This window comes from Microbacterium mangrovi (assembly GCF_000802305.1).
In the GTDB taxonomy this organism is placed as follows: Bacteria; Actinomycetota; Actinomycetes; order Actinomycetales; family Microbacteriaceae; genus Microbacterium; species Microbacterium mangrovi.
The window spans coordinates 117,647-135,388 of the sequence record NZ_JTDK01000008.1 but is presented as its reverse complement, the minus strand read 5'-3'; the positions used below and the strand labels follow the sequence as shown (position 1 = coordinate 135,388).

Genomic DNA, 17,742 nt, shown 5'->3' with positions numbered 1-17,742 from the left:
GACAGAGTCGCGCGTCCTTGAGATAGTTGTCTCGGCGTTTCGTTAGACCGATCACTCGTTCGGAACTACGGAACATTATCTGAGGCAAGGGAGTCATCAGTGAAGGACTACTTCGGCTACGCGGACAAGACCGTCGTCGTGACCGGTGCGGCATCGGGGATGGGCCGCGCGCTCACCGAGATGCTGGTGGACCTGGGGGCGGACGTGTACGCGCTCGACCGCGTCACCGCACCCGTCGACGGCGTGACGAAGGCGATCGTCGTCGACCTGGGCTCGAAGGAGTCGATCGACGAGGCGTTCACCGCGATCCCGCTCTCCATCGACGCGTTCTTCGGCGTCGCCGGCATCTCCGGCGTGCACAACTCGTTCCTCGAGACGCTCACCGTCAACTTCATCGCGAACAAGTACATGACGGACGCCTACCTGGCCCACCGCGTCACGACCCACGGCTCGGTCTCGTTCGTGACCTCCAACGGCGGACTCCGCTGGGAGACGCCGGACGTGCGTGACGAACTCGTGCCGTTCGTCCGCGGCGGCGACTGGGACGACGAGGTCCGGATCGCGCAGGAGTACGAGAAGCCCTTCGGCGAGATCCCCGGGTCGCTCGGTTACATCCTGTCCAAGCGACTCCTCAACCTCTGGGTCGCCGAGCAGGTCACCCCGCTCGCCGAGCGTTCCGGCATCCGGATCAACGCCGTCCTCCCCGCGATGACCGTGTCCGGGATGCTGCCGGAGTTCGCCGAGATGAAGGGCGGCCAGGCCGCCGTCGAGGCCGAGGTCGGCCCGGGCGGACGCCTCGCCGAGTCGATCGAGATGGCCAAGGTGCTCGCCTTCCTCGGCAGCGACCTCGCCAGCTACGTCTCCGGCGCCCACATCTCGGTCGACTACGGGATGAACGCGCTCCAGATCGCCGGCCTGCAGCCCGATCGCCTGACCTGGACCCTGCGCGGCGTCATGTCGCGCCAGGCCGCCTGAGTCCCCCCCGGACAACACGACGAAGTGAGAAGACAGAGATGACGAACCTCCTGACGATCCGCGACACCGAGATCACCCTGAAGCACACCGATCGCCTCTTCATCGACGGCCAGTGGGTGGCGCCCGCCGGCGGCACGTCCCTCGGGGTCACGGACTCCACGACGGAAGAGACGTTCTACCGCATCGCCGAGACGACCCCGTCCGACATGGACCGCGCGATCGCCGCAGCCCGGCGGGCGTTCGACGACTCCCCGTGGCCGTTCCTCGAGCCGCACCAGCGCGGCGAGTACCTGCGGAAGATCGCTGCGCGCCTCCGCGAGCGCGCCGAAGAGGCCGGCACCTACTGGACGCGCCAGACCGGCGTCACGTTCGGCATCGCGAAGCACTCCATCGCCCGCGTCCCCGCGCTGTTCGACTACTACGCCGACCTCGCCGACAGCTACCCGTGGGTCACCCTCGACAACCCCGAGTTCGCCGCCTTCGGCGCGGTCGTGAACGAGCCCGTCGGCGTCGTGGGCGCCATCGTGCCGTGGAACACCCCGCTGTCGCTGGCCGCGTACAAGATCGCGCCGGCGCTGCTCGCCGGATGCACCGTGGTCCTGAAGGCTCCGCCGGAGGCACCGGGCGAACTCTGGATCCTCGCGGAGATCGCCGAGGAGATCGGCCTGCCCGCCGGCGTCCTGAACGTGGTCAACGGCCACCGCGTCGTGTCGGACCAGCTCGTGCGCGACCCGCGCGTCGACAAGATCGCCTTCACCGGATCCAGCGCCGTCGGCCGCCAGATCGCCGCCGCGTGCGGTGAGCGTCTGGCCCGCTACACGCTCGAGCTCGGCGGCAAGTCCGCCGCGGTCGTGCTCGACGACTACGACCTCGCCGCGGCAGCCGCCGCGATCTCGCAGCAGGAATGCTCCATCAACGGGCAGGTCTGCATGTCGCTGACGCGCGTCATCGTCTCCCGCCACCGTCACGACGAACTCGTCGACGCGCTGGCGAGCACGTTCGGTTCGGTCCGCGTCGGCGACCCGTTCGACCCGGAGACCCAGATCGGCCCGCTCGCGCTCGCCAAGCAGCAGAACAGCGTGCTCGGGTACATCGAGAAGGGGGTCGCCGAAGGTGCACGTCTCGTCGCGGGCGGTCACCGGCCCGCTCACCTCGATCGCGGGTTCTTCGTCGAGCCGACCGTGTTCGCGAACGTCGACAACCGGTCGACCATCGCCCAGGAGGAGCTCTTCGGCCCCGTGCTGTCGGTCATCCCCGCCGACAACGAAGAGCACGCGATCGAGCTCGCCAACGACACCGTCTACGGCCTGAACAACGCCGTGTTCACGAACGACGTCGACCGCGCCTACCAGGTGGCGCGCCGCCTCCGCTCCGGCACCGTCGGCCATAACGGGTTCAAGACCGACACCCGGATGGGCTTCGGCGGCTTCAAGCAGTCCGGCGTTGGCCGGGAAGGTGGCGCTCAGGGCGTCTTCCCGTACCTCGAGTCCAAGACCGTGCTGCTCGACGGCACGCCCACGCGGTTCCAGTGACCGGCCCCCGACCGGCCCGCACAGAGAGAAGACACTGATGAGCACCGTCGAGACAAGCATCGCCGAGATCAACCCCGCCGACGTCGACTTCTTCACCGACCCGGACGTCGCGGCGAAGGCCGAACCGTGGTTCGACCATATGATCGCCAACCACCCGGTCTTCCGCGAGCCGAAGTACGGCGTCGTGATTGTCACCGGGTACGAGGAGGCGCTGCAGGTCTACCACCAGCCCGACGTCTACTCGTCGATCAACCGCACCGGCGGGCCGGTCGTAGACCTCCCGTTCGAGGTCGTCGGAGACGACATCTCCGACCTCCTCGAGCAGCACCGCTCGTTCTTCCCCCAGAACGACCAGATCGTGACCTTCGACCCGCCGGTGCACACCGACCACCGGGCCATCCTGATGGGCCTGATCACCCCGAAGCGCCTCAAGGAGAACGAGCAGTTCCTCAAGGACACCGCCGACCATTTTCTCGATGAGATCCTTCCCAAGGGTGAGTGCGAGTTCATCTGGGACTACTGCAAGGGGTACACGATCCTCGCCGTCGCCGATCTGCTCGGCGTCCCGGTCTCCGACCACGGCATGCTCCTCGAGCTGCTGGCGACCCAGCCAGGTCCGGTGCTCGGCAACCTCGAGCTGCAGGCGAACCACCACGCCGGCATCGAGCGCCTCTACGACTACTTCTCGGAGAAGATCGTCGAGCGTCGCGCGAACCCGCAGGAGGACGTGCTCACCGGGATGGCGCTGTCGACCTTCCCGGACGGGTCGCTGCCCGAGCCCATCGAGGTCGCCCGCATCGCGTCGAACCTGTTCGCGGCCGGTCAGGAGACCACCGTCCAGCTCATGGGCATCACCATGCAGCGCATCGCCGACGACGCAGAACTCCAGGAGCGGCTGCGCAACGAATTCTCGCTGATCCCGAAGTTCATCGAGGAGACGCTGCGCGTCGAGGCGCCCATCAAGGGCTCGTTCCGGCTCGTCAAGCGCCCGACCGAGCTCGGCGGATTCGACCTGGCGCCGGGCACGGTCCTGATGCTCCTGCACGGCGCAGCCGGTCGGGATGCCCGCGTCTTCGACGACCCGGCGAAGTTCGACGAGACCCGCCCGAACGCGCGTCAGCACCTCGCCTTCGGGCGCGGCATCCACACCTGCCCCGGTGCGCCGCTCGCCCGCGCCGAGGCGGTGTTCACCATCCAGCGGATGCTGGAGCGCACGTCGAGCATCCGCATCGACGACGGACACCACGGCCCGGCCGACGCTCGTGAGTGGGACCTCATCCGCAGCTACAAGTTCCGCGGGCACACCCACCTGTACCTGCAGTTCGACGAGGCGGAGCCGACGTCATGAGCGAGCACCTGACGATCGACCGCGATCGGTGCATGGGCTCGGGGCAGTGCACGTTCTACGCGCCCAATACGTTCGACCTCGACGACCTCAGCATCGCCATCGTGACCGACGAGGACGGAGACGACGCCGGCAAGATCCAGATGGCCATCGACGTCTGCCCGACCCGATCGATCGCCCGCGCGCTCGCCGGGCAGGGAGGTGCCGAGTGAGCACGGTCGTGACCACCGCCGTCCCGCAGCCCATCGCGGACCTGGAGTCCGACGGGCTGCTGGGCGAGTTCCCCGAGGGCCCGCGCCTCGTCGGCACGCTCTGCGACGCGTGCGCGCGCACGATGATCGGCACGCGCACCGTGTGCAGTTCGTGCATGGGCACCGACGTGACGCGGATCGCGCTGCCCCGCACGGGGGAGCTGTACTCGTTCACCCGGCTGCACGCCCGCGACTCGGTGCGTCCGCTCGGGTACGTCGACCTCGACGACGACGTGCGCACGCTGGCGGACCTCCGGGAGGATGCCGGCCCGCTGCGGCCCGGCATCCGCGTGGAGCTCCACGTCGACGGCGACCAGTGGTGGTTCGCCGAGGCATCCGAATCCGTTCTCGAAGAAGGGGCATGACCGTGACCGATGACGTCTACGTGGTCTCGGCCGCGATGATCCCGTTCGGCAAGCACCGCTCGTCGTCCTATGTCGGCCTGGCCGTGCCGCCTCTCATCGAGGCGCTCCGCGGCGCCGGAATCGACAAGTCCGACGTCGACGCGGTCTGGGTCGGGCACTCGTACGGCGGCATGATGACCGGCCAGCGCATCTGCAAGGAGATCGGCCTCGGCACGGTCCCGACTGTGAACGTCGACAACGCGTGCTCGAGCGGGGCGACCGCCGTGCACGAGGCGTGGCAGGCGATCTCGCAGGGGTTCATCGACGTCGCCGTCGTGATCGGCGTCGAGAAGCTGACGCAGTTCGGCGGCGGGATGCTTCCCCTTTCACCCGAGGACCGCGAGGTCAAGCAGGGCATCGTGATGCCCGCCGTCTACGCGATGCGGGCGACCCGCTACCTCTACGAGACGGAAGCCACCCCGGAGGACCTGGCGCTCGTCAGCGTGAAGGCCCGCCGGCACGGTGCGCTGAACCCCTACGCGCAGTTCCGGCAGGAGGTCACGGTCGACGAGGTGCTGAACGCGCGTCCGGTCGCCGACCCGCTCACCCTGCTTATGTGCTGCCCCACGGGCGACGGCGCGGCGGTCGTGGTGCTCGCATCAGAGCGTGCGCGTGCCCGCATCGGCGCCCGCGGGATGCGGGTGGCCGCTTCCGTGCTGCACTCCGGCCAAGTGGCCGAGGGCTACCGCGACATGACCAGCCCCGAGATCAGCGCCCACTCGGCGCGAGACGCATACGAGATCGCCGGCATCGGGCCGAAGGACCTCGACATGATCGAGCTGCACGACGCGTTCTCGATCGCCGAGCTCGTCTACTACGAGACCTTCGGACTGGCCGAGCACGGCCGGGGCATCGACCTGATCCGCGACGGACGCACCACTTTCGGCGGCGACGTCGTCGTCAACCCCAGCGGGGGCCTGCTCGCCAAGGGGCACCCGGTGGGCGCGAGCGGCGTGGCCCAGATCGCCGAGGCGTTCTGGCAGCTGACCGGCGTGGCCGGCGACAGGCAGATCGACGACGCCCGCTGGGCCATGACCCACGTGACGGGCGGCGGCACCGCGGGTCTCGACCACGGCGCGTGCACCGTGCACCTCTTCGAGGCGGCATGAACGCCCCGCTGCGGCCCCCGCTCGAGGGCGTGCGGGTCATCGACCTGACGACGTTCCTCTCCGGACCGTCCGCCACGCAGCTGCTCGCCGACCTCGGGGCCGACGTCATCAAGATCGAGGCGCTCGCCGGCGATTCCAGCCGAGACATCGCCGGCCCCGAGATCGACGGCGACAGCGCCTACTTCCTGGCAAACAACCGCGGCAAGCGGTCGATCGCCCTCGACCTGAAGACGCCGCAGGGGCGCGACATCGCGACCCGGCTCATCGCCACCGCGGACGTCGTCGTCGAGAACTATCGACCGGGCGTCACCGAGCGCCTCGGCATCCCGCCCGAGCGGATGATGGCTGAGAACCCCTCCCTGGTGTGGGCGTCGATCAGCGGCTTCGGGCAGGAGGGCGAGCTTCGTGATCGTCCGGCATACGACATGGTCGTGCAGGCCCTCAGCGGGGTGATGAGCCTCAACGGGCACCCCGGTGCTCCGGCAGCACGCCTCGGCATCCCTGCGGGAGACGTCGTCGCGGGACTGTATGCCGTGATCGGCATCCTCGCCGCACTGAACGCGCGGGCGCAGACCGGCGAGGGTCGGATCATCGACGTGTCGATGCTGCGGGGTCAGCTTGCGATGCTGTCGTATCAGGCGCTTTACACGATGGTGCAGGGCACCCCGCCCGGCCCGCAGGGGGCGGCGCACGACTCGATCGCCACCTACCGCTCGTTCCGCGGGGGCGACGGGCGCGAGTTCGTCGTGACGGCGAACACCCCGCGGATGTGGGAGCAGCTGTGCGCTGTCCTTGGCGTGCCGGAACTGGTCGGAGACGCGCGCTTCGTGGATGCGGCCGCGCGCCTGCGCAACAAGGAGGCTCTCTGGGAGATCCTCGAAGCGCGCGTCGCGACCCGGCCGGCAGCCGAATGGGTCGACCTGCTGGCGGCGGCATCCGTTCCCGTCGCGCCGGTCAAGAACGTCCTCGAGGCACTCGATGACGCCCGCCGCGCCGATGACGGATCGCTCGTCACCGTGCGGGGCGCCACGGCCAGCTTCGAGAACGTCGCCACCCCGATCCGATTCGTCGGAACCGCCGGCGTCGACCCGACGTATCCTCCGCGGCTGGGCGCGGACACCGTCGGGTTGCTCGTCGACGAGCTCGGCCTGCCTTGGGAGCACGTGGCCGAGCTCGTCGAAAGCGGAGTGGTCGGCGGCGCCGTCGCGGCACCGGTTCATTGAGCCGGTGCCCCGTGGCCGGGGTTGCACTCGGCTAGCGAATAGCCAAGTGCAAGAAGCCCACCTGCGAGGCTCGTGCTTCGCACCCATAGACGCGCACGCCAGCTCCCGATCGGAGCGGTCTGCAGCGCAATCGCGGGGGTACCGGCTGGTTGATCCGGTACCCCCGGGACGGGGGTTCAACTCAAGTCAGTGAATAGCCAGAGGGAGACTGCGACCTGCCAGACTTGTGCCTCGCACAAAGAGGGCAGTGGCGAGCTCTTCGAAGGCGAGAGCCGCGACATCGTCCCGGTCGGCCGAGCAGATCGGCATCCCTGAGTCCCCGCCGACCCGCACAGCGCTGCTGAAGGGGATCGAGACGGTGATCGGGACCGCATCGCCCAGCACACTCAGACGCGCCGCCACCGCGGCGCCACCTCCGGATCCGAACGGTTCGAACGGCACGCCGTCGGCGAGGAACCCCGGCCCCATCGTCTCGACGACACCGATCACACGTTGGCCGAGCTGGCGCGCCAGAATGCCACTGCGCACAGCGACATCCGAAGCGGCAGACTGGGGAGTCGTCACGACCAGCACCTCCGCCTGCGGCAGCAGATGCCCGATCGAGATCGCCGCGTCACCGGTGCCTGGGGGCATGTCGATGAGCAGGACGTCGAGGTCTCCGAAGTAGACGTCGGCAAGGAACTGCTCGATCGTCTTGTGCAGCATCGGACCGCGCCACGACACCGCTGCATCCTCCGCGCCGGGGCGCATGAACATGCCGATGGAGATCACCTTGACGTCGTGCGCGACGGGCGGCAGGACGAGGTCGTCGACCCGCGTGGGCCGCACGGCGCGCCCGTGTTCGTCGAGGAGCCCGAGGAGGCCGGGGATCGAGAAGCCGTGCACGTCGGCGTCGAGGAGGCCGACGGCCAGGCCGCGGGCGGCGAGGGCGACCGCGAGGTTCGCCGTGACGGTGGACTTTCCGACGCCGCCCTTCCCACTGGTGACGGCGATCACGCGTGTCAGCGTGTTCCCGGCAAAGCGGTTGGCCGGCTTCACCCGGCCGCCCCGTAGGCGGGTTGTGAGTTCCTCGCGTTCTTCGTCGTTCATCACGCCGACGTCGACCTGCACCTCTCGGATGCTGTGCACGCCGGCGGCCGCGTCACGCACATCCTGTTCGATGCGCTTCGCCATCGGGCATCCGGCGATGGTGAGGAGGATCCCCACCATCGCGACGCCCTCGTCGACGCGGACGTCGCGGATCATCCCGAGCTCTCCGAGGGAACGGCGCAGCTCCGGGTCGGTCACCGCGCCGACCGCCTCGCGGACGGCGCGCGTGACCGGGGCCTCGTCAGACATTCGCCGCGACCGACTCGGCGGCCATTGCAGCAGCGAGCATGTCGTCGCGCAGGTGGAGCTTGATGCGGGTGCGTCCGATGTCCTCGCCGGCGGCGATCTCGGCGGCCTCGATGGCCCGCCAAGCGTCCCAGTCGACGACGTGGACGTCGCGATCGCGCAGCAGGGCGTCGACGACCTCTGCGGTCGGCGCCGGTGCGGTCTCTCCGCGGGAGGCGAGGTCCTGCAGCAGCGACGTCACCGTTTCGAGAGCACAGAGCCGGTTCGTCCCGACGACGCCGTTGGGTCCGCGCTTGATCCATCCTGCAACGTACACTCCGCCAAGCTCGTCATCGCCGTCGAGTACTCGCGAGTCGCGGTGCGGGACGGTGCCGGTGCGGGTGTCGAAAGGAAGCCCGTCCAGTGGGTTCCCCAGGTAGCCGACCGAGCGCAGCACAAGGTCGGCATCGAGCGTCTCGGTCTCGGAGGGGTCGGTGGTGCCGGTGAGCCGGATGCCGGTCACGGCTCGGTCGCCGAGCAGCTCGACAGGGGTTCGGTCGAACACGAACCGGATCGTCTTGTTTCGACCCAGGGATCCGCGCTCTGCTGCCTTCTGGAACGTCGCCATCAGGCGACGCGCGGCGGGGTTCGCGTCGAGGTGAGCCTGCTGGACAGCGTCGAGTTCGAGGTCGGCCGGGTCAACCAGGACGTCGGTGGACTCGACCTCGAGGAGTTCCAGGAACTCCTTGTTGGTGAACTTGGCGAAAGCGGGGCCACGGCGGCCAACGACGACGATGTCGTCGATCGTGCTCGCGGCGAAGGCCTCGACGATGTGCTCGGGGATGTCGGTCTCGCGCAGCTCCTCGGTGGTGCGCACGAGCATCCGTGCGGCATCCAGGGCCACGTTGCCGACGCCGATGATCACAGCCCTTCGGCTGCCGGCGAGGTGGAAGGCGTCGACCGCGTGGTCGGGGTGTCCCTGGTACCACGACACGAACTCGCGCACCGGGTGCACCCCGGCGAGGTCCTCGCCCGGGATGCCGAGCCGCCGGTCGAGGGGGGCACCGTGGGCGAAGACGACGGCGTCGTAGTGGGCGCGCAGCTCGTCGACGGTGATGTCGGTGCCGATCTGCACGTTGCCGAGGAATCGGATTGCTTCCGTCGCCTCGAAAACCTCGGTGAAGGAAGCGATGATCGACTTGATGCGCGGGTGGTCGGGAGCCACTCCGTACCGGACGAGGCCGAACGGGGTGGGCAGGCGGTCGAAGATGTCGACCTCGATGGGGAGATCGGACTCTTCGGTGAGGAGCTGGGCCGTGTAGGCCCCCGAGGGGCCGGACCCGATGACGGCGACACGAATGGCGGACATGGTTCAGGCTTCCTTGCGTGCGGGAGCGGCCACGACTGCAGCGGGTGCCTGCAGCTGGTCCGCGATGGACTGTGCGGTGCCGCCGGATGCCAGCAGGCGACGGATCTGGTTGAGCGCCCGGATCCAGTTCACCGTGACGGCGCCGCAGGCGTTGCCATCACCGTCGGCGTGAATCACGGCCACCCGTCCGTCGGCATCGAGGTCGCCGACGACGATCGACTCGCCGTCGGGGGTGCGGAATCCCACCGTGTGGATCTTCCAGTCGTACTGGTCCGACCACACGTACTCCGAGGACTCGAAGGGGGCGCTCGCGCTGTGCGTGATCGCGGCGGCGACGTAGCGCGCCTGGTCGCTGGCGTTCGTCCAGTGCTCGGCGCGGACGTCCATTCCCCGCTCAGGGTGCGGCCACCTGGCGACGTCGCCGATCGCGTAGACGTCTGAGGCGCCGCGGGCTCGAAGGTACGCGTCCGTTCCCACACCGTTCTCGAGGGTCAAGCCGGAGCCGGCGAGCCATTCGGTCGACGGGATGGAGCCGATACCGACGACCGCGGTGGATGCCGCGAGCTCGGAGCCGTCGGAGAGGACCACGGTCAGGGCTCCGGCCTCGCCCCGGATGTCCGTGACCCCGACGCCGAAGCGGGTGGTGGCACCGCGCTGCTCGTGCAGGTCGACAAGGCTCGATGCGATGTGCGGTCCGACGATTCGCGTCATGGGCTCGGCCACCGGGTCAACGACCGTGACCTCGCAGCCGAAATCGACGGCCGCCGCGGCGATCTCCGTACCGATGAAGCCACCGCCGACCACGACGACCGGTTCCCCGAGCGCGAGGCGCTCCGCGATCGCACGCGATTCGGCAAGGGTGCGCAGCTGCAGCACGCCGGATGCCGGCCGCCACGGGGAGGGGCGGGCCGCTGCGCCGGTCGCGATCACGAGCACGTCGTAGGCGACTGCGGTGCCGTCTGCGAGTGACACGCGGCGTGCGTCGGTGTCGAGGGCGGTCGCGGCGACGCCCAGTCGCAGATCGAGGTCGAGCGCCTCCAGTTCGTCGCGCGAGAGGAGCCGATTCGCCTCGACGGCGTCGGTGCTCCAGTCGGACCGCAGCAGGTCCTTCGACAGGGGTGGCCGGTCGTACGGCAGTTCGTCCTCCGCGCCGATCAGCGTGATCGTGCCGGCGAAGCCGAGGGACCGCAGGTTCTGCACGGTGCGAGTGCCCGCCAGGGAGGCGCCGACGACGACGACGTGTCGGGAGGTGCCGGAATCGTTCATTGATCTCAGTCCTTACGCTCGTGTCCATCGGCGTTGTATGGAACACGTGATCGGTATAACGCAACAATCCAAGTATCGGGCGCGATAGAGCGACTGTCAACAGGGCATCGGTGACAGGGGCGACCGACCGGCATCCGGGGACCACGAAAGACACCGCCCGGCGATCTGCCGAGCGGTGTCCAGAGGAGGTCGAGGTGTCTAGCTGCTGCGGTTGCTGCCCTGGATGCGGGCGGTGAACTGTGCGGCGGTCGTCCGCACGGCCTCGGCGAACGCCGCGGTGCGCGCCTCGTCGAAGCGCGCCTCGGGAATCGACAGGCCCACGGAGCCGACGACCTCGCCGGCCGGGCCGAAGGTGGGGGCTGCGATCGCGACCGCCCCCTCGATGCGCTCGCCGTGGGTGATGGCGTACCCCGCGGCGTGGATGTCGGTGAGGCGGGCGAGCACGGCGTCCGGATCGGTCACGGTATTGACCGTGATGGGCTCCAGGCCGCTGTGCGCGAGCGCCTCGCGCCGGGCATCCGGAAGCTCCGCGAAGATCGCCAGTCCGCTGGCGCCGCCGTGCAGCGGAAGCCATTTCTGCAGCGGCAGGGCGTACTGCAGGGGATGCGAGGACTCCACGGACATCGTGAACATCATGCTGCGGCGCTGCTCGTTGTAGAGGCACGAGAAGGCGGATTCGCCGGTGCGCGCGACGAGGTCGCGCAGCAGGTTCTCGGAGATGTCGTGCATCGGGTAGCGGCTGGAGGCGAGCCAGGCCAGGCGGAGGAAGTCGAGGCCCAGCCGGTACGACGTGCCGTTTTCGGTGCGGCGCACCATGCCGATCTTCTCGAGGTCGGTGATGAGGCGGTGCGCCGTGCTGGGGCTCACGTCGAGGACGCCCGCCAGCTCGCGCACGCCGTGGGCATCCTGCGGGCTCTCCACCATGTGCGTGAGCAGCTCGATTCCACGCGCGAGCGGCTGCCGACGCCGGACGGCATCCGAAGCGTCGGTCTCGTTCGCGTCCATCACCATGCTCATCGCCCACCCGTCGTCAGTCTGGATACCCACCAACAATGGCTTGACAATCGTGCCCGATGCAAGCGAAGCTGTGTGAGTCATTCAACAGAACATCTGTTTTGTTAGAAAGAACACTACCCCGCTCGGGGCTTCAATGGAGAGGACGCGCCCGCCCATGTCGATGACGCAGACCATCACACCACCCTCAGAGGGCTTCACCACCCGCCGCGTCGCGGTCGTCACGGGAGGCGCGGCCGGCATCGGCCTCGCGATCGCGCAGCGACTGGCCCGCGACGGATTCGCCGTCGGCATCATCGGCCGCACCCCCGGCACGGCCGCCCTGGCAGCGAACAGCATCGTCGCCGACGGAGGGGTCGCGCGCGGTTACGACGCCGACGTCTCCGACCGCGCCCAGGTGGATGCCGCGATGGCCGAGATCCGCGAGGACTTCGGTCCGGTCGGCGTGATCGTCGCGAACGCCGCCATGGCGCCGCAGCGCGCGTTCCTGGACATGACGCTCGACGAGTGGAACATGATCCTCGAGATCAACCTCACCGGCACGTTCAACACCGTGCAGTCGGCGCTGCCCGACCTCATCGAGCAGGGCTGGGGGCGCGTCATCCTCATCTCGTCGTCGAGTGCGCAGCGCGGTGCCCCGAACATGGCGCACTACGCCGCCTCCAAGGGCGGGCAGCTGGCGTTGACGAAGGCGCTCGCCGTCGAGTTCGCCCGCACCGGCATCACCGTGAACACGGTCGTCCCCTCGTCGATCGACACACCGAGCGTCGAGAAGAAGCGCGCCGAGGGCAAGATCCCGTCGGCCGAGGACATGGCCAAGTACATCCCGGTGGGTCGCACCGGTCGCGGCGCCGACATCGCCGGCGCCGTCTCGTACCTCGCCGCCGACGAGACGTCGTTCGTCACCGGACAGACGATCAGCGTCAACGGCGGATCGTTCATCGGCTGACGAAGGAGCACGACATGACCGAGATCACCACCACTGCCGTCCGCGTTCCGCCCCGGCCCACCGAGGACTGGACCGACGAGGTCGACGAGGCGTTCGCCGCGCTGCGCGCGCACGCTCCGGGAGGCGCCGCCGGCAACGCGACCGCGCGGCCGACGGCCAACATCCTCGGGATCTACGCGTGGCATCCCGCGTTCATCCGCGGATGGATGCCGTTCTCCAATCACCTGCGCTACTCCACCCTGTCCGACCGGCACCGCGAGATCGCGATCCTCCGGACCACGTGGCTGGGATACGGCGAGTACGAGTGGGCGCAGCACGTGTGGATGAGCACGGCCAGCGGTGCCCTGACCGAGGCCGAGGTCGCCGCGCTGCAGGTCGGACCCGACGCTTCCGAGTGGTCGGCGGCCGACGCGGCCGTCGTGCGCGCCATCGACGAGATGCTCACCGGCGACCGACTCGTGTCGGATGCGGTCTGGGCCGAGATCGAGGCGCAGTTCGAGCGGCAGCAGCTGATCGACTTCGTCTTCACGGTCGGCACGTACGACATGCACTGCGTGGCGTTCCGCAACCTCGGCCTTCAGCTCGAGGACGGCATGACCGGCTTCCCGCCGGAGCACCGCCCCGACTCGGGTCGCTGATCATGTCGACGAGCGGCACTGAGGCGGGCGCACTGCAGTGGGCCATCCGCGACTCCCTCCTCTCGTACGTGACGCGCATCGCGCGCGGCACGTCCGAGGTCTCGGGGGGAGCGCAGGAGGGCGAGGGCGGGACCTTCCGCTTCCCCTTGACGCGGGCCGTGCAAGAGGGGGCGGACTGGCGGCTCTCGTTCGCCGGATCTGTCCGCCTCAGGGCGCACCACGGGCACCTCGACATCCTCATCCAGGACCCGGAGGTCGCGATCGGACCCGAGGGCGGGGTGCTGGCGACCCATGTCGCCGGCGCCCCCGACGCCCTCCTGCCCCTCGTGGCCCTGTCGCCCGCCGAGCCGCTGGGCGCTGACGGTCGGCTGCAGTGGAGCGACGTCGAGGCCGCGCTGGCGGGCAATGCGGTGGAGATGTTCGGCTCGGTCTACGCCGCCGGCACCGAGATGGCACCGATCGGGATCGAGTTCGCGCTAGATTCTTAAGCATGTCTCAATCCGTGAGCCGGCCCGCCCCTGCTGCCGCTCGTTCCGCTGAGCGCCGTCCGACCTCCGACCGCGGAAACGTGCGGGGCGCGGCAACTCGCCAGCTCATCCTGGCTGCGGCCGAGCGACTGTTCGCCGAGCACGGGATTTCAGCCGTTCCGCTGAGAGACATCGGGATCGAGGCCGGCCAGCGCAACCATGCCGCCGTCCAGTACCACTTCGGCGACCGGGAAGAGCTCGTCAAGGCGATCATGGAGGCCCGCGGGGCCGAGAGCGAAGCCGTGCGCACGGACATCGTCGCCGGCCTCATGATCGGCGGCGAGGTGCCCCGCGTCGCCGACGTCGTGGCGGCGTTCGTCCAGCCGCTCGCCATCCACATCCAGCCCGAGAACCACTACCTCGCGTTCCTGTCCATGCTGATCACCGAGCAGGGCGGCTACGAGGGCCTCGAGGGCGTGCACACGGGCGGCTCGGTGATCTCGCTGCGGGCTCTGCTGGCCCGGCTCGTCCCGGACGTCCCCGTCGCCGTGCTCGACGAGCGCTGGTGGGTGACGCTGACGAGCTCGGTGCACACCCTCGCGCGGTACCAGGCCGCGCAGGCGCGGCGCGCCCCGAGCATCCCGCTCGACGTGCTCATCACTGACCTCATCGCCTACCTCAGTGCCGGGCTGGTCGCTCCGGTCGTGGCCGGAGACCCGCGCGCTGCGCTCTGATCGATCCAAGGCCGAGAACGGCTCCCGTCGCCCTCGGCCCCGAGTCCCGTCAGCGCGCGAGGTGCCCCATGAACTGGGACGCCCAGTCGCCGAGGCTTGCGGGCACGTAGTAGCCGTCCCGGTCGTTGATCTCGTCCCAGTGCGCGGCGATGTCCGCGATCGAGGGGTCTCCGTCGCTGACCCATCCGGGCGTGATCCCGAGGAACCACCGCGAGAAGCGGTTGGCGCCGGCGACGAGGATCTCACCGTTGACCGGGCATTCCTCGTGTGCGAGGTAGCCGACCATGGGGGAGACCAGTCGGGTGTCCAGGGCCTCCATCCGTGCCGCGTCCGGTGAGCCGGCGGTGACGATGTTCGGTTTGGTCGCCGTCTCGCTGGGTCGGGTGACGGCGTTCGGGGCGATGGCGTTCACCCGGATGCCCTTGGGCTCGGCGGCGACGGCCAGGCTGCGGGTGAAGCCGATCAGGGCGCCCTTCGCCGTCGCGTAGGCGAGGTTGTCCTGCAGGCCGAGCATCCCGGTCGAGACGGTGGTGATCACGCGTCCGTAGCCCTGGCGCTCGAAGTGCGTCCAGGCGGCGCGGGTGGTGTGCCAGGTGCCGCGCAGGTGCACGTCGAGCGTGCGCTCGAGGTTGGCGGCGTCGGCTTCGGGGAACGTCGCCCAGCGCGAGATCCCGGCGTTGTTGACGACGATGTCGATGCGGCCGAACTCGCGCACGGCGGTGTCGACGAGCGCGTGGCAACTCTCCTCGATGCCGATGTCGCTGACGTCGGCGACGGCCTCGCCGCCCGCCGCGACGATCTCGGCGACGACATCGTTGGCCGGCCCGGAATTGCTGCCCACGCCCTCCTTCGAGCCGCCGAAGTCGTTGACGACGACCTTCGCGCCGCGTGCTGCGAGGTGGAGGGCGTGCGCCCGGCCGAGTCCTCGGCCGGCTCCGGTGATGACGGCGACGCGTCCGTCGAAGCGGAGGTCCTGAGATGCGTTCATCATTCTCCCTTGAATTGGTCTTCTCTTGATTTCATCACGCTGTCTGATTTCACGATGAGCCTTGTGGCTCTTCCCGTCAGGTGATCTCCTTACATCTTGCCACTATTAAGCAAATCTGCTTAGCTTTTCTCACGATGAGTTCAGATCATCAGTGCGAGCAAGGAAGTGAGCAGCATGGCGAACAGCACAAACAGTGACGTCGATGTCGACGTTCTCGTGATCGGAGCCGGCGTGGTCGGCATCTACGCCCTCTACCGCGCGGTCAACGCAGGGTTCTCCGCGATGACCCTGGAGGCGGGTGACGACGTCGGAGGAGTCTGGTATTGGAACCGGTACCCGGCGGCACGATTCGACTCGGAGAGCTACACCTACGGATACCTCTTCTCGAAGGAGCTCTTCGGCGAGTGGCAATGGGAGGAGGAGTTCGCGACGCAACCTGAGATCGAGCGCTACCTCAACCACGTCGTCGACCGCTTCGAGCTGCGCGACCGCATCCGCACCGGACAGCGCGTCGTCTCGGCGAACTGGGACGAAGACGGCAACCGGTGGATCGTCACGACGGAAAAGGGCGAGACGGTCCGGTCGCAGTGGGTGATCTCTGCGACCGGTGGCCTCTCGGTGCCGCACTACCCGGAGATCGAGGGCCTCGAGGACTTTCAGGGCGAGGGGCACCACACCGGGGCGTGGCCGCACACCCCGCTGGACTTCGCCGGCAAGCGGGTCGCGATCATCGGCAACGGGCCGAGCGGCGGGCAGATCCTGCCCGCGATCGTCGACATCGTCGAGTCGGTGGATCTCTACCAGCGCACGCCCACCTGGACGACCCCGCTCAACAACGCGCCGATCAGCGACGAGAAGCACCAGCAGCTGAACGAGAACTTCGACGAGATCGTCCGGGTGCTCAGCACGAGCCCGAGCGGGTTCCTGCACACCCCCGCGGGCAAGTTCTCGACCGACGACACCCCGGAGCAGCGCCAGGAGTTCTACGAGCAGATCTGGAAGTCTCCGGGCTTCGCGAAGCTCACGTCGAACTACTACGACATGACGACGAACCGCGAGGTGAACCTCGAGTTCTGCGAGTTCCTCGCCGGCAAGGTCCGCAGCATCGTCACCGACCCCGTCACGGCGGAGCGGCTCATCCCGAAGGACCACCTGTTCGGGGCGAAGCGGCCCCCGTTCGTCGCGGGCTACTACGAGGCGTTCAACCGTCCCCAGGCATCCCTGATCGCGCTGCGCGAGACCCCGATCGTCCGCATCGACACCACCGGCATCGAGACGACCGAGGGCCACCGGGAGTACGACATCATCGTCTACGCGACCGGCTTCGACTTCGGCACCGGCGCGCTCACCCGCATGGGCGTCGTCGGCCGGGACGGCCTCGACCTCAGCTCCGATTGGGAGGAGGGTCCGTCGGACTTCGCCGGCTTCGCCGCGCACCGTCTGCCGAACTTCTTCTTCCCCGGCGGTCCTCACGGCGCCGGCGGCGGCAACTACCCCCGCTACTCGCAGGACCAGGTGGACTGGATCGCGGACGCCCTCATCTACGCCCGCGAGAACGACTTCGACCGGTTCGAGCCGACCGCGGAGCAGGAAGAGGCGTGGATGACGATGGTCGAGACCCTCGCGCCGCTGTCGATCTTCTCGGCGAACCACAGCCACTACTACGGCGCGAACGTGGCGGGCAAGCCCCGCAAGTTCCTGCTGAACCCCGGCGGTCGCGGGAAGCTCCACGAGATGCTCGGCGAGCTCACCGCCGAGCACGACTTCGGCGGGGCGCTGAGCTCCGTCCACGAGGAGGTGGCGGTCGCATGACCGAGAAGCTCATCACCATGGTCAACGCGGCCCCTGGACGCGACGACGAGTTCCGGGAGTGGTACTGGGGAACGCACGTCGCCGAGGTGCTGGGTCTCCCCGGCTTCGTGAGCGCCCAGCGCCTCCGGCTCGCGGGCGAGCCGGGCGGGGCGGCGGCGTTCGGCTACGCCACTGTCTACGAGATCGAGGGGTCGGCCGCCGATGCGCGTGACCGCATGTTCTCGGCGGGGCTCGGGATGAGCGACAGCATGGACCTCAGTGCCATGATCGTCGCTCCGTTCGTCTCCGCGCCGGAGGATGCCGTCGGCTGACCGACTCCCCACGCAGAAGAGCGTCCGCCGATCCGGCGGGC

The 17,742-nt window shown here is 68.9% G+C and carries 18 protein-coding genes; 13 read left to right on the top strand and 5 right to left on the bottom strand.

Going from position 1 to position 17,742, the window contains the following annotated elements; translation table 11 throughout:
• Positions 1-99 precede the first annotated feature (99 nt).
• The 7 genes from LK09_RS10135 to LK09_RS10105 are packed head-to-tail and all read left to right on the top strand — an operon-like array spanning position 100 to position 6,839.
• A complete protein-coding gene (locus LK09_RS10135) occupies positions 100-975 on the top strand; it encodes an SDR family oxidoreductase (protein WP_039398855.1) in 876 nt (291 codons plus the stop codon).
• 38 nt (positions 976-1,013) lie between these two features.
• Positions 1,014-2,507, top strand: a complete 1,494-nt coding sequence (locus LK09_RS10130; protein ID WP_039398853.1) for an aldehyde dehydrogenase — start codon at positions 1,014-1,016, stop codon at positions 2,505-2,507.
• Between the two features lie 37 nt (positions 2,508-2,544).
• Positions 2,545-3,855 (top strand): cytochrome P450, encoded by a 1,311-nt coding sequence (locus LK09_RS10125; RefSeq protein WP_039398852.1) that lies wholly within the window; start codon positions 2,545-2,547, stop codon positions 3,853-3,855.
• Entirely contained in the window at positions 3,852-4,064 is a 213-nt protein-coding gene (locus LK09_RS10120; RefSeq protein WP_039398850.1) for a ferredoxin, read from the top strand. Before LK09_RS10125 ends, LK09_RS10120 begins: the two co-directional genes overlap by 4 nt.
• Positions 4,061-4,468, top strand: a complete 408-nt coding sequence (locus tag LK09_RS20750) for a Zn-ribbon domain-containing OB-fold protein (RefSeq protein ID WP_052226649.1) — start codon at positions 4,061-4,063, stop codon at positions 4,466-4,468. The genes LK09_RS10120 and LK09_RS20750 overlap by 4 nt, the downstream gene beginning before the upstream one ends.
• Complete coding sequence (locus tag LK09_RS10110) at positions 4,465-5,616, top strand: thiolase family protein (protein WP_039398847.1); 1,152 nt, start codon at positions 4,465-4,467, stop codon at positions 5,614-5,616. Before LK09_RS20750 ends, LK09_RS10110 begins: the two co-directional genes overlap by 4 nt.
• The gene (locus tag LK09_RS10105; protein WP_039398845.1) at positions 5,613-6,839 is read left to right on the top strand and encodes a CaiB/BaiF CoA transferase family protein; all 1,227 of its coding nucleotides are present in this window, start codon (positions 5,613-5,615) and stop codon (positions 6,837-6,839) included. Before LK09_RS10110 ends, LK09_RS10105 begins: the two co-directional genes overlap by 4 nt.
• Before the next feature lie 186 nt (positions 6,840-7,025).
• Here the strand turns inward: LK09_RS10105 and LK09_RS10100 are convergent, their stop codons facing one another.
• The 4 genes from LK09_RS10100 to LK09_RS10085 all read right to left on the bottom strand — a co-directional run bounded on the left by LK09_RS10100 (position 7,026) and on the right by LK09_RS10085 (position 11,835).
• Positions 7,026-8,177 carry a P-loop NTPase gene (locus tag LK09_RS10100; protein WP_039398843.1) on the bottom strand — a complete coding sequence of 384 codons (1,152 nt, stop codon included), beginning with the start codon at positions 8,175-8,177 and terminating at the stop codon, positions 7,026-7,028.
• Positions 8,170-9,522, bottom strand: coding sequence for an FAD-dependent oxidoreductase (locus LK09_RS10095; RefSeq protein ID WP_039398841.1), 1,353 nt, complete (start codon positions 9,520-9,522; stop codon positions 8,170-8,172). The genes LK09_RS10100 and LK09_RS10095 overlap by 8 nt, the downstream gene beginning before the upstream one ends.
• Positions 9,523-9,525: 3 nt before the next feature.
• Complete coding sequence (locus tag LK09_RS10090; protein WP_039398840.1) at positions 9,526-10,788, bottom strand: NAD(P)/FAD-dependent oxidoreductase; 1,263 nt, start codon at positions 10,786-10,788, stop codon at positions 9,526-9,528.
• Between the two features lie 198 nt (positions 10,789-10,986).
• The gene (locus tag LK09_RS10085) at positions 10,987-11,835 is read right to left on the bottom strand and encodes an IclR family transcriptional regulator (RefSeq protein WP_197061019.1); all 849 of its coding nucleotides are present in this window, start codon (positions 11,833-11,835) and stop codon (positions 10,987-10,989) included.
• Between the two features lie 124 nt (positions 11,836-11,959).
• Between LK09_RS10085 and LK09_RS10080 the strand changes: the two genes are divergently transcribed.
• Genes LK09_RS10080 through LK09_RS10065 form a run of 4 tightly spaced genes read left to right on the top strand, consistent with a single transcriptional unit; the run spans position 11,960 to position 14,590 of the window.
• Positions 11,960-12,751: an SDR family NAD(P)-dependent oxidoreductase gene (locus LK09_RS10080; RefSeq protein ID WP_197061018.1), complete on the top strand. Its 792-nt coding sequence runs from the start codon at positions 11,960-11,962 to the stop codon at positions 12,749-12,751.
• A gap of 14 nt (positions 12,752-12,765) precedes the next feature.
• On the top strand, positions 12,766-13,389 hold the full coding sequence (locus LK09_RS21455) for a carboxymuconolactone decarboxylase family protein (protein WP_052226648.1): 624 nt from the start codon (positions 12,766-12,768) through the stop codon (positions 13,387-13,389).
• A 2-nt stretch (positions 13,390-13,391) separates the two neighbouring features.
• A complete protein-coding gene (locus LK09_RS10070; protein WP_039398836.1) occupies positions 13,392-13,877 on the top strand; it encodes an HtaA domain-containing protein in 486 nt (161 codons plus the stop codon).
• A gap of 2 nt (positions 13,878-13,879) precedes the next feature.
• Positions 13,880-14,590 (top strand): TetR/AcrR family transcriptional regulator, encoded by a 711-nt coding sequence (locus LK09_RS10065; protein ID WP_082008180.1) that lies wholly within the window; start codon positions 13,880-13,882, stop codon positions 14,588-14,590.
• 49 nt (positions 14,591-14,639) lie between these two features.
• Here LK09_RS10065 and LK09_RS10060 read toward each other — a convergent pair whose 3' ends face one another.
• Entirely contained in the window at positions 14,640-15,578 is a 939-nt protein-coding gene (locus LK09_RS10060; RefSeq protein WP_039398965.1) for an SDR family NAD(P)-dependent oxidoreductase, read from the bottom strand.
• A gap of 174 nt (positions 15,579-15,752) precedes the next feature.
• On the opposite strand from LK09_RS10060, the gene LK09_RS10055 reads away from it, so the two are divergent.
• Together LK09_RS10055 and LK09_RS10050 are read left to right on the top strand one after the other, a co-directional pair.
• Entirely contained in the window at positions 15,753-17,390 is a 1,638-nt protein-coding gene (locus LK09_RS10055) for a flavin-containing monooxygenase (RefSeq protein WP_039398835.1), read from the top strand.
• The gene (locus tag LK09_RS10050) at positions 17,387-17,701 is read left to right on the top strand and encodes a DUF4286 family protein (RefSeq protein WP_039398833.1); all 315 of its coding nucleotides are present in this window, start codon (positions 17,387-17,389) and stop codon (positions 17,699-17,701) included. The genes LK09_RS10055 and LK09_RS10050 overlap by 4 nt, the downstream gene beginning before the upstream one ends.
• Positions 17,702-17,742: the final 41 nt, after the last annotated feature.